Genomic DNA, 13,935 nt, shown 5'->3' on the forward strand with positions numbered 1-13,935 from the left:
AATTAAAATTACTTTTAGAGAATTTCAACTAAAGATGGTTGAGTTGTATTGGGTCAATGCAATAAAAACAATTAGTTATGTAATATAGATTGCTTAAAGTTATAAAAATATCTTCGTGTTTAGATAGCTTCGTTCAGCAACTTTAAATTCTCATTAAGAATTTGTGCATATTATAGTATGCGTAATAGTAGTGATCTGGATAGTAATGGGTCGATAATAAAAAATAAAACTATCTGGGTATTAAGGGCGATAGGAGGATTTCTAGGGCGATGAATGTATCTAAGATATTTGGTATGAGAATATCCAAAAAGCTCCCCATTTTGTTTGTTGTAATTTCAGCCTTATCTGTAATCTCTGTGGGTATATTTAGTGTAATAAATACGTCGACAAGTTTACTGCATCTGGAAGAGCAAACACTTATAGCTTTGGCTGAGTCCCGAAAAACCTCATTGAACAGTTATCTGAAATCTATCGAAGAAGATTTGGTTGTATCTGCTCAGAATGGTTATGTGCAGAATGCGATGTCGAACTTCACTCTTGGGTTTCGCGATGAAAAAAGGATGCATAAGGATCCTCTAAAATCCCTACATGGGATTTATATCAACGATAAAACGGCAGAAGCGACCAACTCCCAGGGGAATCCTGAAAAAATTGGTGAGAAACATCTTTACGATGGACCAAAAATTGAAGGTGCTTATCATTCGGAACATCGACGCTTTCATCCCTGGTTCCGCCAAATGTTACTTGCGCGAGGCTACTACGATATCTTCTTGGTCGATGGCGATGGCAATGTTGTCTATACTGTATTTAAAGAACTTGATTATGCGACTAATTTAATTAGTGGGAAGTATAGTGATACTGGCCTTGCTCAGGCTTTTAAAGCAGCCTTGTCAAATAAAGCTGCAGGTAGTTTAAGCTTCATAGATTTTGCACCCTATTCACCAAGTTACGGTGCGCCTGCCAGCTTTATGTCGACACCTATCGTTTCTAAGAATGGTTTCCAGGGCGTTCTTATTTTTCAAATGCCAATAGATAGGATTAATGGGGTACTCCAACAGGAAACAGGAATGGGTGAATCTGGCGAAACCTATATCGTGGGTAATGATTATTTGATGCGGAGTGATTCCCGTTTTTCAGAGGAATCAACAATCTTGAACACCGAAGTAAAGACTGAAACCGTGCGCCTGGCTCTTGATGGAAAAGTCGGTATTGATATCGTTCCTGATTACCGTGGTATAAATGTATTATCCGCGTACCAACCGCTTGATTTTCTAGGTATTCGTTGGGCTCTGATGGCAGAGATTGATGAAGAAGAAGTTTTGGCACCATCACATCAAGCTGCACTTTACATCCTTATTATTGGTCTTGGTGTTTTGGTTTTAGTCGCACTGCTCGGATGGTATTTTGCACGTTCTATTGTGAAGCCTTTGCAAAAATCTACTTCGGAAATGCTTCTGTTGGCTGAAGGCGATAAGACTTTTGAAATTTCCGGCTTGGCCCTAAAAGATGAAATTGGGGACATCGCTTCTGCGCTGCAAACCTTTAAAGAGAATGCGCTTGCACAAGACGAGATGGCCGCCAAAGAGATGGAAATGGTTAGTCAACGTGAAGAACGTACCAAGAGGATTGAGGATCTCGTTGCTCAGTTTGAAACAGACAGCAATGAAATTCTGACCCAGGTTGGGGCAGCTGCTTCTCAAATGAATACCACATCAGGAGAAATGTCATCTGTTGCCCAGGATACAGCTGTACGCTCGAACACGGTGGCGGCGGCTGCTGAGGAAGCTTCCGTTAACGTGCAAACAGTGGCTGCTGCTGCTGAAGAGTTGAGCTGTTCTATCGAAGAGATTAACCGTCAGGTTGGGCAATCAAGTGAGATCGCCAGCGATGCGGTATCAAAAGCAGATGCAAACATTGCCACAATCAAGGGCCTCGAAGAGGCTTCGAACAGAATTGGGGAAGTGGTAGGGTTGATATCTGATATTGCTGAACAGACAAATCTACTAGCCCTTAATGCAACCATCGAAGCTGCTCGGGCAGGCGAAGCTGGTAAGGGCTTTGCAGTGGTGGCTAGTGAAGTGAAAAACCTTGCAAATCAAACTGCAAAAGCCACAGAAGAAATCAGTGGCCAAGTCGATGAAATGCAAGGTGTGACTCGTACAGCTGTTGATGCGATTGAGGCGATTGGTAAAACAATCGAATCAATGAACGAAATCTCTGTTTCAATCTCTACGGCGATTGAAGAACAGGGATCTGCAACCCAGGAGATTTCTCGAAATGTACAAGAAGCCTCAGCGGGAACAGCCGAGGTTACATCCAATATGCAAGGCGTGAGTGAAGCCTCAACCCAAACCGGAAACTCTTCACAGCAAGTGCTTGAAGCTTCCAATGATTTGGCTACTCAAGCAGAACAAATGCGTGAAAGCGTTAATGCCTTTATCGAGGGCATTCGCGCAGCCTAACCAAAAGGGTTAGGCTACTTTTCGAAGGCGGCAGGCGTAAAACCCGTCCATGCCGCCTTCGTCGTGTCTGTGGCACGGAAGACAGCGAAGATCGCCATTTTCAGTCAATAGAGAAGACAGCCATTCCGCTTCTCCAAGCTCATTACCCTGTACTGGAACGCGTTCGAATTTCCCTTGGTTCTTTGCTAAGAAATTCTCTATTTGCAGGTGACCTTCTTCAGGTTCCAAAGAACAAGTCGCGTAGACAAGAGTTCCGCCAGGATTGAGCATTTCAGCGCAATTATTCAGTAATTCAGCTTGTAATTCAGCAAGAGCCTCAATGTCTTCTGGACGTTTGATGCGGCCTAGTTCAGGGTGTTTGCGCAGGGTCCCTGTTGCAGAGCAGGGAGCATCGAGAAGCAAGGCGTCAAACTTTTCTTCAGGTTGCCAATTTGTGGCATCAGCAGTGATAACTTCTGCTTTCAATTGAAGGCGTTCTAAATTTTCATGGACACGTTTCAAACGTTTGGCAGATGAATCTACTGCTGTAACCGAGGCGCCAGCTGTAATTAACTCGGCAGTTTTTCCGCCAGGAGCAGCGCAAATATCACCAACACGCTTACCTGAAACAGGACCCAGCAAAAGGGCTGGCAAACTGGCGGCAAAATCTTGTACCCACCAATCACCATCAGCGTAACCTTCTAGGAATACAGGATCACCTGTACCTGCAGGTAAACGAATTGAATTTCCCGAAGTTACTGTACCCTCAAGTTTTTCAGCCCAATCCGCAGGGTTCTCCTTAACGGTAAGGTCAAGCGGTGCTTCCGCGAGGTGGCTTAAGGCTATCTTGCGTGCTGTCTCTTCACCATAGGTGCTTACCCACTTATTCCAAAGCCATCTCGGAAGGTTGTCATAACTCTCATCCATAGCGGAAATCATGTCATGGCCTTCGCGGGATAGGCGACGTAACACGGCGTTCATCAATGGTTTGTTTCCACTGATGCGAGGGCCGTTGGCCAAATCAAGGCTTGTACTGACGGCAGCATGCGGAGGGGTGTCGAGATAAAGTAGTTGAACCGCGCCAAGGCGGATGATGTCGCGAACATCTGCCATCTTCGATGGGAGCTTGCGTTTCATACAGGCGTTGATGGCTTTATCTATCTGACCGAGCCTACGCATAAGGGTCGAAATCAACAATCTCGTAAAAGCACGATCCCGTCTTTCCATACTTTCAAAATCAGCCTGATGTTTACTCAGGGCTTCATCAAGGGTTTGCTGTTCCCGCATGATGTTTTTTAAAAGGGCCAGGACGAGTTTCCGCGGGTTTGCGGGGCGGCGGGCCTTAGACCCTTTGCCAGAGTTATTATTCCGGGGCGTGGCTTTATTTGATTTGGTGTGATTTTCAGTCATAGGCATGGGTTTACCACGTCTGACTAAGGAGAAAAGAGCTAATTTTGCGTAGGTGCTATGTTTGGGGCAGAAATTTGTGTGCTTGGGTATTTGGGGGACGAGTAAAAGTAACCTTTTTTTGGTTAGGGGTGCGGCAAATCGTAGGTAGAAATTTGCATCGACAAGGGTTGGCATTGAGGTGGGGAAATGCCATATCATTAGGCATGACCAGATCTTTTACGACACACACGCCGAAACAGAAAAATCGAAAGAATCACTTTCCTTCATCAGGTGATGTGACTTTGGGTGCTAAGCGGAAAAAAATCACTCCTCAAGATCTTGATAACGCAATGGAAGCAAGACTTCAGCGTGAAAAAGAGCTTATGGATGGTCTGGACAAGAAAAAAGAGATTGGTGGTCCTAGCGGTCCCGAGCCAACACGATATGGCGACTGGGAACGAAAGGGGATATGCGTTGATTTCTAAAGAGTGCTTTTGTGTATTGGTTTCAGGCGTCAACTTTGTTGACCCGATTTCGGAGTAACGTAGAGCTATGGAGCTTCTCACGCCTTATCGCCGCCGCATTGATGATCTTGATGATCAGATAATGGAGCTTTTCTCTCAACGGTTTGATGTGATTCGCGAAGTTGCTGAACTCAAAAAAACACATGGCATTCCAGCAGTCCTGAAAGATCGGGTTGATGAAGTTCGTGAGAGAAATGCCGATACTGGAGCCTCAAAGGGTCTAGATCCTGAATTTATTCGTAAACTTTATACCCTTATTATCGACGAAGCTTGTGAGCTTGAAGATCGCCTGATGGGTAATAAGGAATAAGCCCAAAAGCTGGGTTTGTTCTTATAAACCTATAATCCCTTGATACTTAGAGCTCTCTACTGGTCTTTACCTAGCTAGGGCGGGTCCGCAAGCCAAAGCGCTTAAGCGGCCGTAAATTCACCAAAGCAACTCCTAGGACAGTCATAAGCATTCCGGCTAAGGCGGTTGAGTGGAAAGTCTCGTCATAGAGGTACCATGCCATAAGCGATGCTGTTGGTGGGACTAGGAAAAACAGGCTCGATACTTTGGAGGCAGCGCCTTTACGGATAAGAAGGTAAAGTAAGCTTATCGCCCCAACTGAGAGCACAATCACAAGCCAAGCCATGGCAAAAATCATCTCTCCCGTCCAATTTATGATCATTGTTTCAGTGAAAAAGGCAAGAATTCCTGTTGGAATTGCTGCTGCGGTATACTGGATCACAGCACCGGTACGCAAATCCATTTCGCCACAGAAACGTTTTTGGTAAATGGTCCCAATAGAGATGCCAAAAAGGGCAACTACAGCAATACCCACACCGAGACTGGTTCCTAGGCCGTCCTGTAATTTGGACCAAACAACGAGAATAACGCCACTGACACCCAGTATTAGGCCCAACCATTGTCTAGCAGAAACCCGTTCTTTTAAGAATACGCCCGCAACAAAAGCTACCAATAAAGGCTGGATACCGACAATAAGGGCGGCTACGCCTGCTTCCAAGCCTCGTTCAATGGCAGCAAATACCCCGCCAAGGTATGTCGCATGTAAAAGAATGCCAGCAACGGCAATATGCAGTGTTTGATTAATCGATTTAGGCCAACGCGCTTTCCAGATAATCGATATAACGAGTAATAGGCCAACAGCGATTAAAAACCGGACAGTAAGAAGTGTCATTGTCTCGGCATAAGGCAAAGCCATCTTGGCAAAGACAAATCCCGTGCTCCAGAGCAGGACAAAAGCACCTGGTGCTATAAGGGAGAGTAATTTTGATTGGTCTTCGCTTTGCTCTGGCATGCTTTTAACTCAAAATTTTTAAAAGACGGGTCACAATTCCTCATAACAATATCCTGGAGAAAATACAGTCACGATATTGTTAGGGTTCAATTTGCCTCGGTGCAATTATCGGCATCTATAAACAAAATTAATGAATCTAGTAATTGCCAAAACATAACTAATTGGACCTAATTGAAGTTAAATATTTAGATAAAAATAAGAGCCACAAAAGAACCAAATTAAATGGCAATACGAACAACAAATACGCCCCTCTTGGAAATCGAGCTGAATAGACTTGATGAAAAACCTCTGCAAAAGCAGCTGTTTAACCAACTTCGTGATTTGGTCTTAAAAGGGCGTCTTCAACCTGGAGAGCGGTTACCTTCAACCAGATATCTTGCCAAGGAGCTAAAGTGTTCGAGAAATACGGTTCTCGGGGCTTTCGATCAACTTCTTGCCGAAGGCTATTTGGAGGGGATGACGGGTTCGGGAACCTATATTTCTAAGGAATTGCCAGACGATATGGGAGATTTTGCAAATTACTCCCAAAAACGCAGCGGACAAGAAGAACAACAAGAAGGCCCTGGATTTTCAAAAAGGGGTCGTGAGCTGGCCGCTATGGAAAAGCGTGTTCATCGTAGTCACCCAACCTTTGCTCCAGGTACAACGGATGCTGGCTCTTTTCCTTTTCCCTTATGGGCACGATCTCTGGCAAGGACGTGGCGCTATCCAAAGCATGATATTCTGCACAATCCAGATCCTTGCGGGTATATTCCTTTACGAAAAGAAATCGCCAACTACCTCCGGGTTTCACGTGGGTTAAGTTGTAGCTGGCATCAAGTGATGATTACTTCTGGTGCTCAGCAAGCGGTGGATCTTATGGCACGACTACTGCTTGATTCTGGGGATGTCGCCTGGTTTGAAGAGCCTGGTTATCCCGGATTGCGGGGACCTTTGCATTCCGCAGGAGTGAAAATGGTGCCTGTACCCGTGGATGAAGAAGGCCTTTCTGTCACTGAGGGAAAACGTTTGGCAGCAAAAGCCCGTATGGCGGTAGTTTCGCCGTCGCACCAATATCCGCTCGGTGCAGTAATGTCCTTGCGTCGGCGTCTAGAATTACTGGATTGGGCGGAAGAAAATAATGCCTGGATCCTTGAGGATGATTACGAAAGTGAATTCCGATTTAGTGGAAAACCATTGTCTTCATTGCAGGGTTTAGAATCCGAACGCTATGGCGGGGGAAAGCAGGCCTCAAGAGTTGTTTATCTGGGGTCGTTTTCCAAAGTGTTATTTCATGTACTGCGATTAGGCTACCTGGTGGTTCCTGAAAACCTTGTTGAGGCGGTAGCCTCTGCTAGAACGTTGATGGATGAAAGATCCTCATTGTTGGCACAACCTGCATTAGCCGATTTTATGGCAGAGGGTCATTTCTCGTCTCATATTCGCCGCATGCGGCGTGTTTATGGCGAAAGACAACAGATTCTTGTTGAGAATATAAACCGTTACCTTTCCGATTATCTATGTGTATCCCCCGATGCAGCTGGATTACATATCACGGCCTATCTTACTGAGTTTGCAAAAGCTAAGGTGAGTGACCGGGCTATTGTTGAGTTGGCCGATAAAAAAGATATTTCCGCATCCCCGCTTTCGCTGTTTTACAGTGACCCAAAGTTGGCAAAACAAGGCTTATTGATGGGGTTTGGGGGCTGCAAACCAAACGAGATTGAGGAAGGCTGCAGGAAGCTTGCCACTGTTTTTGATCAGGCTGTGTATTCTAAGAAATAAGCTGGGGTGTTTCGTTCGGTCTTTATATAAAGGGCAGAGTAAAGGCTGAGAAAGAGGAGGTCTTTTCTTTTTGAATTTCAGAAGCTAGGTATAATACCAAAAGAATGTATAGGGCTCATTTCAGAGCCTTTAGAATTGGGATAATCATGAAGCCTTTAATCGAATTTCCTTCAGCTGTTCGCAATCAAATTCGCTATGTCCTAACCGACATTGACGATACCGTGACCAGCGATGGCCATCTTTCAGCAGATAGTTATCTTGCGCTTGAGCGTCTCTCCAATGCAGGCCTTAAGGTTATTCCAATAACAGGACGTCCCGCTGGATGGTGTGATCACATCGTTCGCATGTGGCCTGTCGATGCGATTGTCGGGGAAAACGGTGCTTTTTATTTCCGTTATGAACATGCAGAGAAGAAAATGACCTGCCGATTTTGGAAAGAAGAGACTGAACGCAAGGTTGATCGCTTGAAAATAGATCGCTTACGCCAGTCAATTGTACAGGCGGTTCCTGGATCTGGTATTGCATCTGACCAGGATTATCGTGTCGCCGATCTTGCGGTGGACTTTTGCGAAGATGTCGCTCCTCTGGGCCAAGAAGCTATTGATAAAATCGTTACGCTTTTTGAAGAGGCTGGTGCAAAAGCGAAAGTAAGCTCAATCCATGTTAATGGCTGGTTTGGTGATTACGACAAACTTTCCATGACAGAAGTTCTCTTTCGTGAGATTTATGGCCTTGAGCTTGACCAAATACTTGATCAGGTTGTTTTTTCCGGCGATTCTCCCAATGATGCTCCGATGTTTGCACGTTTCCCGCATTCTGTCGGTGTCGCCAACGTGAACGATTTTGTTGGTCGGATCTCTCATGAGCCAACCTGGGTCACCAGTAAAAGGTCTGGCGCTGGTTTTGTTGAACTTGCAGATATGTTGCTCGGATAATGTCCCATCTCGACCTCGACTTACGTGCTTTGGATATCTTCGTAACTGTTGTTGAATCAGGGGGCATGACGGCTGCTTCTCAACAAAAGGGGATTACTCAATCTGCGGTGTCTCAGGCTGTCGGTGGTCTAGAGAAAAAGATGAACGTGAAACTGATGGATCGATCTGTTCGTCCACCAGCTCTTACCCCGGTTGGTAGAACCCTTTTTGAACGTGCCAAATCATTACTGGATACCGCCCGGGAAACATCCTTTTTGGTTCGGGCGCATCAACAGAGGTCTTTGCCGCGCCTGAACGTTGGTATGGTTGATTCCTTCGGAACAACCGTTGGTCCTTATCTTGTCCGCGAGTTGATGAACGAGGCCGTGGAATGGTCGGTCTGGTCTGGACTTACTAAGCTCCACTTCAAACGCCTGTTCACCCGAGAGGTGGACGTTGTCATCACTGAGGGATCCATCCCAGCAGATGAACGCATTATCTCTCACCGTCTTTTGCAAGAGCCTTTTGTTCTTGCTTTGCCTGTGAGCTATGACAAGCCAGTTGATAGTTTGGAAGAGTTGATAGAAGACCTTCCGCTTGTGCGTTATAGCTCTCGCTCCCTAACCGGTATCAATATTGAGACACATCTTCGCCGTCTCGGTCTTGAGGCGCGTCGAAAATTTGAGTTTGATACCGCCGATGCGACGCTTGCTATGGTTGGGGTTGGGATTGGTTGGGCGATTACAACACCGCTTTGCCTCTTGCAGGCTAAAACTCATTTGCCGTCTATTCGTTGCGAGCCTCTACCCGGGCCTGTGTTCTCACGCAGCCTTATGCTGGCAACGCGACGACATGAGCTGGAATCACTGCAAAAAATGATCAGTACAAAGTCGCGTGAAATACTAGAGCTACAATGCTTACCCGAAATTTCTCAGTTTGCCCCATGGGCTTTAGAAAAAATTCAAATCGGCGATGAGTAATAAATATTAGCTCTCGTCTTTACGCATAGATTGAATGTAACCCAGGGCGTAATCAATACCAGACCAGGCTGTCACGGCTGTTGCAATGGCAAGTAACCAGAAGGAAACTTCAATCGTGTCCATATACTGGCTGAAAAATCCACTAAGGGCATAAAGGCCGACAGTCCACACCTGGGCACAGGCTTGGACGATAGCTTTGATCTTACCGCTCGTACGCGCAGCCATGGTATAGCCCTGTTGCTGAGCGAAGATGCGAAGGTAAGAAACGACAATATCTCTGGTGATAATAATGGCAACAAACCAGACCGAGATCCAACCAATACCTAGAAAGCCGATAAAGACCATGGCGCGATAGAGGCTATCGCTCATGGGGTCGATGATCATCCCGAGTTTTGTGACTTGGCCATAACGACGGGCAATATGGCCATCGGCCATGTCAGATATTTCTGCAATCATCATGACGACGATTGCGGCAATGAGGTAAGATTGAGTACCCGCCAACAACAGGTAAATCACAATAAAACCTGCGCCACTTCTGAACACACTAAGCCAATTGGGAAGATTCATGCTGTTGCTGCCCTCTGCATGAGATAGTTTTGACGTCCTATGGTCTTCGCTATCTCTCGAAGCGAGGATTTTTGTCCGTGGACTATAGATAATTTTGGTTTATAACAGTCGCTAAGTGCGGTCACAAGTATGATAAAAAAAAGATCGCAGAGAATCGGTTAACAGAGGGCGTTCACAAAAAAATAAATGAGATTCTGGTTCAAGAAAAAGATGCATGCCCGAAATAAGAAGGAGGCAATCGCCGGATTGCTTCGCCTTCTCTATTTCCGGCTTGTCATACCTGTTCTTCGATCCGTTGATCAGCCTGAAATTGTTGCCCGCGGCGTTTTTGTCGGACTCGCTCTTGGCATGACACCGACAGTTGGCATCCAATTATATACCGTCTTTTTTGTCTGGTGGTTTTGTCGATATGTGGTGGGATGGCACTTTAGCTTGATTATCGCTATGGGCTGGTCATGGCTCTCAAACCCGCTCACGATGATTCCGCTTTATTACCTCTATTACATTACTGGCCGGATCTTATTGCTAGATTTTGATGGCGAGCAGGACTTCGAAACTTTCTCACGGATGATGGCTGAGAAATTAACCCTTGAGGGGGGAGTCTGGGAAACTGTTGTCGAGGTGTTCCATTTTATGCTGGAGCAGGTGGGCACATCGATTTTGGTTGGCTTTATACCCTATAGTCTTGGCCTTGGTGTTCTGGGGTATTGGCTTTCGTTTAAATTTGCGACCCGTTATGCCGAAGCTCGTAAAAAACGATTGGCTGGGTCTCGTGCGAAAGACAACAATACCTCTTCATCTGATATAAAATAACAGCAAGAACGAGTGGGGTTGTTACCCGTTCTTGCTGCCAAATCGCGTTTAGGATGCAGGTGCGATATCTGTTACCATGTTCTTTCCGTCTTTTTCATCATAAGTAACAACGACCTCTGTTCCTGGGGCCAGACCTTTAACCGAAAGGCCGCCAGCTAGCTCTAGAACTGTGCCGTTTTCCATGATGATTGTGTTGGTTGCTTCGTCGGTCGTCATAACCCGACCTGTCATTTCAGCTGCTGATGCGGCTGAAACACTGCCGAGAAGACCAAGAGCAATAATGCCTGCGATAAATTTATTCATTGTCTATTCCTTTGTTGACAAAGTGGTTGTGTGGATGACCAAAAGGTAAGTCTGAACAACCCCTTTTGAGAAGGAACAAGAAGAGGGCAAAATGTAGTATCTCTTTCAATCATTCCTGTGTCAGAAAAGAGGTAAGTGTCTGAAATATGGCAACAAAAGATGATCTCTGCCTTTGTTGCCTTCCGAACGATAGGTCACGTAGGTTGTTTTCTGGAAGAGAGTCACAATTTAGTCACTTTTATTTTGCAAGTTACCATTCTCAAAAATCAACAGAAGGGACTTTAGACGATGGCTGATGTTATCAAAGGGGGCTGCTTATGTGGTCAGGTAAGGTATCAAACCACCTGTAAGGAATCATCTTTCAAGGTAAATTGCCACTGTAGGGATTGCCAAAAATTAAGTGGTGGACCTTATGTATCTCTAATGGGGGTACCCGAAGCGAGCTTTAGTACATCGGGGAAAGTAACTTGCTTTGCGCGTGAAGGCGGCAGTGGCAACAAGATCAAAGCTTATTGTTGTACAGTGTGTAACGGTCGGGTGTACGGTAGACCTGAAATCGCCAAAGGGCTCATCTTGATTCTAGCAAGCAGTCTCGACGATCCCGATCTCTATCGTCCTAACGCAGATGTGTTTGTTCATCAGGCGCTGCCTTGGGATAGAATGGACGAAAATTTGCCAAAATTTGAGGGTGCATTTCAAAGGGGGAGTTAATTCATGGCAACCGAATTTGTGGGATTTCCAAAAGCTGGTTTCCAGTTCCTGGAGGATTTGAAGGAAAATAACACCAGAGACTGGTTCGCGGAAAACAAATCACGTTATCGGGAAACCCTTCAGGATCATTTGCTCGATTTTATCCAGGCTATGGTCGATCCCCTTTCCGAAATCACACCACATTTTGTTGCGGATGCCCGTCGAAACGGCGGGTCGATGTTCCGGATTCACCGTGACGTTCGTTTCTCCAAAGATAAACGCCCCTATAAAGAACATGCGGCTTGTCATTTTCGCCATTCCCTTGGTCGGGATGCCCATGCCCCAGGTTTTTATGTGCATCTGGCTACTGATGAGGTTCTTTATGGGGCCGGGATCTGGATGCCGCCAAGTGATGCCCTCTATATGATCCGGCGTGCTATCGCTGATCGGCCTGATGCTTGGGAAAAGGTCCTAAACGATAAAAAAATGCAGCAAATGTTTGGAGAAATTGGGGGCGATGGTCTCAAGCGCCCGCCCAAAGGTTTTTCAGCAGAAGATCCGCATATAGATGATCTGAAAAGAAAGACCTTCTTTCTTATGCACAGGACAACGCCTGAAGCGGCCCAACGTCCAGAGTTCCTCGGTGAAGTGGTTGAGGGATTTAAAGCCACGATGCCGCTGATGCACTTTCTATGTAAAGCGGTAGATGTGCCCTGTTAAAGTAATTTACATTGTACTGTAATGCTCAATTTTTTTGGACCGTTTCTTGTTTTAGGGAAGGTGGAATCTGGGTATCTTCGACGTACTCAAGCCCCCATTTGCATACTTCGCTAAGTAGGGGACGAAGATCACGGCCCTTTTGTGTTAGGTGGTATTCATAGCGTGGTGGATTATTTTGATACGCCTGTTTTTCGATTATGCCTGCTTGTTCCAACCGTTTTAGGCGCTCAGCCAAAATGTTTGTCGAAATTTTCTCAGGTGAGTTTAGAAACTCTCCATACTGAGTTTTTCCGACGAACATAAGATCTCTAATGACAAGAAGGGTCCAGCGATCGCCAAGTATATCCAGAGATTGGGCTATTGGGCAGGTGGAACGCATAAATTACCTGTAGGGTTATTGAATATATTTTAGATAGTCTATCAGATCTAAGCTTTCAAAAGAAAAGTAACCAAGTTTGGTACTCCTGCGGCCTTTTGGCCCTTGATCGCTATTGTCTCTAAGAGGATAAGGTAGGGAGATATAAAGCGGAGCGCAAAAATGTACCTCATTGCTGATGCTGCCGGGCCAGTTGGCCGCGCGGCTACAGAACAACTCCTTGGTCAAGGACAGCTATTACGTATCTTAACAGCAGATACTCAATGCCGTGATCTATGGCGAGGTCGAGGGGCTGTAGTTAATGAGGGTGATCCAAGACATGCTTCCAGTTGGGTACAAGCTCTCGATGGCATTAAAAGTGTTCTCCTTCTAGCGCCACCGTTTTCGACAGAAGTCGGGTCTTTAAGAGACTATAAAGCGTATCATTCCGCGTTAATCGAGGCATTATCAAAGGTTGAGAAGAAGCCGAATGTTATCTTTCTCTCGGCCTTAGGAGCAAAAGAACAACTTGGGTGGGCGAAGCAGCTCGGTGAGATGGAGGGGCAATTACGAGATGTGTGTCCAGATCTGATAATTATCAGAGCTTCCTTTCTTATGGAAAATCTCGCCCCGGCTTTGTCGATGGCAAAACACCATTCCGTGTTACCAAGCTTCCTATCAGAGAATGTTTCCTTTTCCATGGTGGGGACAAAAGATTTGGTATCCGTCCTTGTTGGTGCGGTTCTGGATCCTGTTGAGGGGGTTAATCTTATGGAGTTACATGGTCCTGAAACCTATGATCTAAGTGATGTTGTTGAGGCAGGTCATAAGGTTTTGATAAAACACATAGCTTCCTTGTCCTTACCTGAGGAACAATGGCAATCGATCATGGAAGATCAGGGGCTTGATCCTGAATCAGCAAAACTGTGGATAGATTACTACCGTGGCATGAATAAGGGGCTGATTGTGTCAGACCCAATTGCAACACCTCTAGCTGGGGAAACCAGTTTGTCAGACGTACTGTTTCAAGTGTGGAAGAATATCCGAACAGTTGAAAGAGCTGCAATTGATCCAGAGAAAAAGCTTCATAAAAGCCTTGAGTAATAAATCGGGAAACGTTTTTTCAACCTATCAGCAGTGTGGGGATATTGCTGCGTTAGCGTTACTCAATCAA

15 protein-coding genes are annotated in these 13,935 nt (G+C 45.6%); 10 read left to right on the forward strand and 5 right to left on the reverse strand.

Going from position 1 to position 13,935, the window contains the following annotated elements:
• Positions 1–269 precede the first annotated feature (269 nt).
• Complete coding sequence (locus ACOGW3_RS13135; RefSeq protein WP_419903388.1) at positions 270–2,462, forward strand: methyl-accepting chemotaxis protein; 2,193 nt, start codon at positions 270–272, stop codon at positions 2,460–2,462.
• 9 nt (positions 2,463–2,471) lie between these two features.
• Here ACOGW3_RS13135 and ACOGW3_RS13140 read toward each other — a convergent pair whose 3' ends face one another.
• Complete coding sequence (locus ACOGW3_RS13140; RefSeq protein ID WP_419903389.1) at positions 2,472–3,851, reverse strand: RsmB/NOP family class I SAM-dependent RNA methyltransferase; 1,380 nt, start codon at positions 3,849–3,851, stop codon at positions 2,472–2,474.
• A 203-nt stretch (positions 3,852–4,054) separates the two neighbouring features.
• Between ACOGW3_RS13140 and ACOGW3_RS13145 the strand changes: the two genes are divergently transcribed.
• Together ACOGW3_RS13145 and ACOGW3_RS13150 are read left to right on the forward strand one after the other, a co-directional pair.
• Positions 4,055–4,315, forward strand: coding sequence for a DUF1674 domain-containing protein (locus ACOGW3_RS13145; protein ID WP_419903390.1), 261 nt, complete (start codon positions 4,055–4,057; stop codon positions 4,313–4,315).
• A gap of 67 nt (positions 4,316–4,382) precedes the next feature.
• Complete coding sequence (locus ACOGW3_RS13150) at positions 4,383–4,664, forward strand: chorismate mutase (protein ID WP_419903391.1); 282 nt, start codon at positions 4,383–4,385, stop codon at positions 4,662–4,664.
• Positions 4,665–4,734: 70 nt separating this feature from the next.
• On the opposite strand, the gene ACOGW3_RS13155 is transcribed toward ACOGW3_RS13150, so the two are convergent.
• On the reverse strand, positions 4,735–5,655 hold the full coding sequence (locus ACOGW3_RS13155) for a DMT family transporter (RefSeq protein WP_419903392.1): 921 nt from the start codon (positions 5,653–5,655) through the stop codon (positions 4,735–4,737).
• A 222-nt stretch (positions 5,656–5,877) separates the two neighbouring features.
• Between ACOGW3_RS13155 and ACOGW3_RS13160 the strand changes: the two genes are divergently transcribed.
• The 3 genes from ACOGW3_RS13160 (at position 5,878) to ACOGW3_RS13170 (ending at position 9,313) form a co-directional block, all read left to right on the forward strand.
• Positions 5,878–7,419 (forward strand): PLP-dependent aminotransferase family protein, encoded by a 1,542-nt coding sequence (locus tag ACOGW3_RS13160; protein WP_419903393.1) that lies wholly within the window; start codon positions 5,878–5,880, stop codon positions 7,417–7,419.
• Between the two features lie 146 nt (positions 7,420–7,565).
• Positions 7,566–8,354 (forward strand): HAD-IIB family hydrolase, encoded by a 789-nt coding sequence (locus ACOGW3_RS13165; protein WP_419903394.1) that lies wholly within the window; start codon positions 7,566–7,568, stop codon positions 8,352–8,354.
• The gene (locus ACOGW3_RS13170) at positions 8,354–9,313 is read left to right on the forward strand and encodes a LysR family transcriptional regulator (RefSeq protein WP_419903395.1); all 960 of its coding nucleotides are present in this window, start codon (positions 8,354–8,356) and stop codon (positions 9,311–9,313) included. Before ACOGW3_RS13165 ends, ACOGW3_RS13170 begins: the two co-directional genes overlap by 1 nt.
• Before the next feature lie 6 nt (positions 9,314–9,319).
• Here ACOGW3_RS13170 and pgsA read toward each other — a convergent pair whose 3' ends face one another.
• Positions 9,320–9,880, reverse strand: a complete 561-nt coding sequence (gene pgsA / locus ACOGW3_RS13175; protein ID WP_419903396.1) for a CDP-diacylglycerol--glycerol-3-phosphate 3-phosphatidyltransferase — start codon at positions 9,878–9,880, stop codon at positions 9,320–9,322.
• Between the two features lie 246 nt (positions 9,881–10,126).
• On the opposite strand from pgsA, the gene ACOGW3_RS13180 reads away from it, so the two are divergent.
• Entirely contained in the window at positions 10,127–10,693 is a 567-nt protein-coding gene (locus tag ACOGW3_RS13180; RefSeq protein ID WP_419903397.1) for a DUF2062 domain-containing protein, read from the forward strand.
• A 48-nt stretch (positions 10,694–10,741) separates the two neighbouring features.
• Here ACOGW3_RS13180 and ACOGW3_RS13185 read toward each other — a convergent pair whose 3' ends face one another.
• Positions 10,742–10,996, reverse strand: a complete 255-nt coding sequence (locus ACOGW3_RS13185; RefSeq protein WP_419903398.1) for a DUF1344 domain-containing protein — start codon at positions 10,994–10,996, stop codon at positions 10,742–10,744.
• 288 nt (positions 10,997–11,284) lie between these two features.
• Here ACOGW3_RS13185 and ACOGW3_RS13190 point away from each other — a divergent pair, with 288 nt between their 5' ends.
• Positions 11,285–11,707, forward strand: coding sequence for a GFA family protein (locus ACOGW3_RS13190; protein ID WP_419903399.1), 423 nt, complete (start codon positions 11,285–11,287; stop codon positions 11,705–11,707).
• A 3-nt stretch (positions 11,708–11,710) separates the two neighbouring features.
• Complete coding sequence (locus tag ACOGW3_RS13195; RefSeq protein WP_419903400.1) at positions 11,711–12,406, forward strand: DUF2461 domain-containing protein; 696 nt, start codon at positions 11,711–11,713, stop codon at positions 12,404–12,406.
• Between the two features lie 25 nt (positions 12,407–12,431).
• Here the strand turns inward: ACOGW3_RS13195 and ACOGW3_RS13200 are convergent, their stop codons facing one another.
• A complete protein-coding gene (locus ACOGW3_RS13200; protein ID WP_419903401.1) occupies positions 12,432–12,785 on the reverse strand; it encodes a winged helix-turn-helix transcriptional regulator in 354 nt (117 codons plus the stop codon).
• Between the two features lie 159 nt (positions 12,786–12,944).
• Between ACOGW3_RS13200 and ACOGW3_RS13205 the strand changes: the two genes are divergently transcribed.
• Positions 12,945–13,865 carry a hypothetical protein gene (locus tag ACOGW3_RS13205; protein ID WP_419903402.1) on the forward strand — a complete coding sequence of 307 codons (921 nt, stop codon included), beginning with the start codon at positions 12,945–12,947 and terminating at the stop codon, positions 13,863–13,865.
• The last annotated feature ends 70 nt before the right edge of the window (positions 13,866–13,935 follow it).

Source organism: Kiloniella sp. (assembly GCF_965205715.1).
Taxonomy (GTDB): domain Bacteria; phylum Pseudomonadota; class Alphaproteobacteria; order Kiloniellales; family Kiloniellaceae; genus Kiloniella.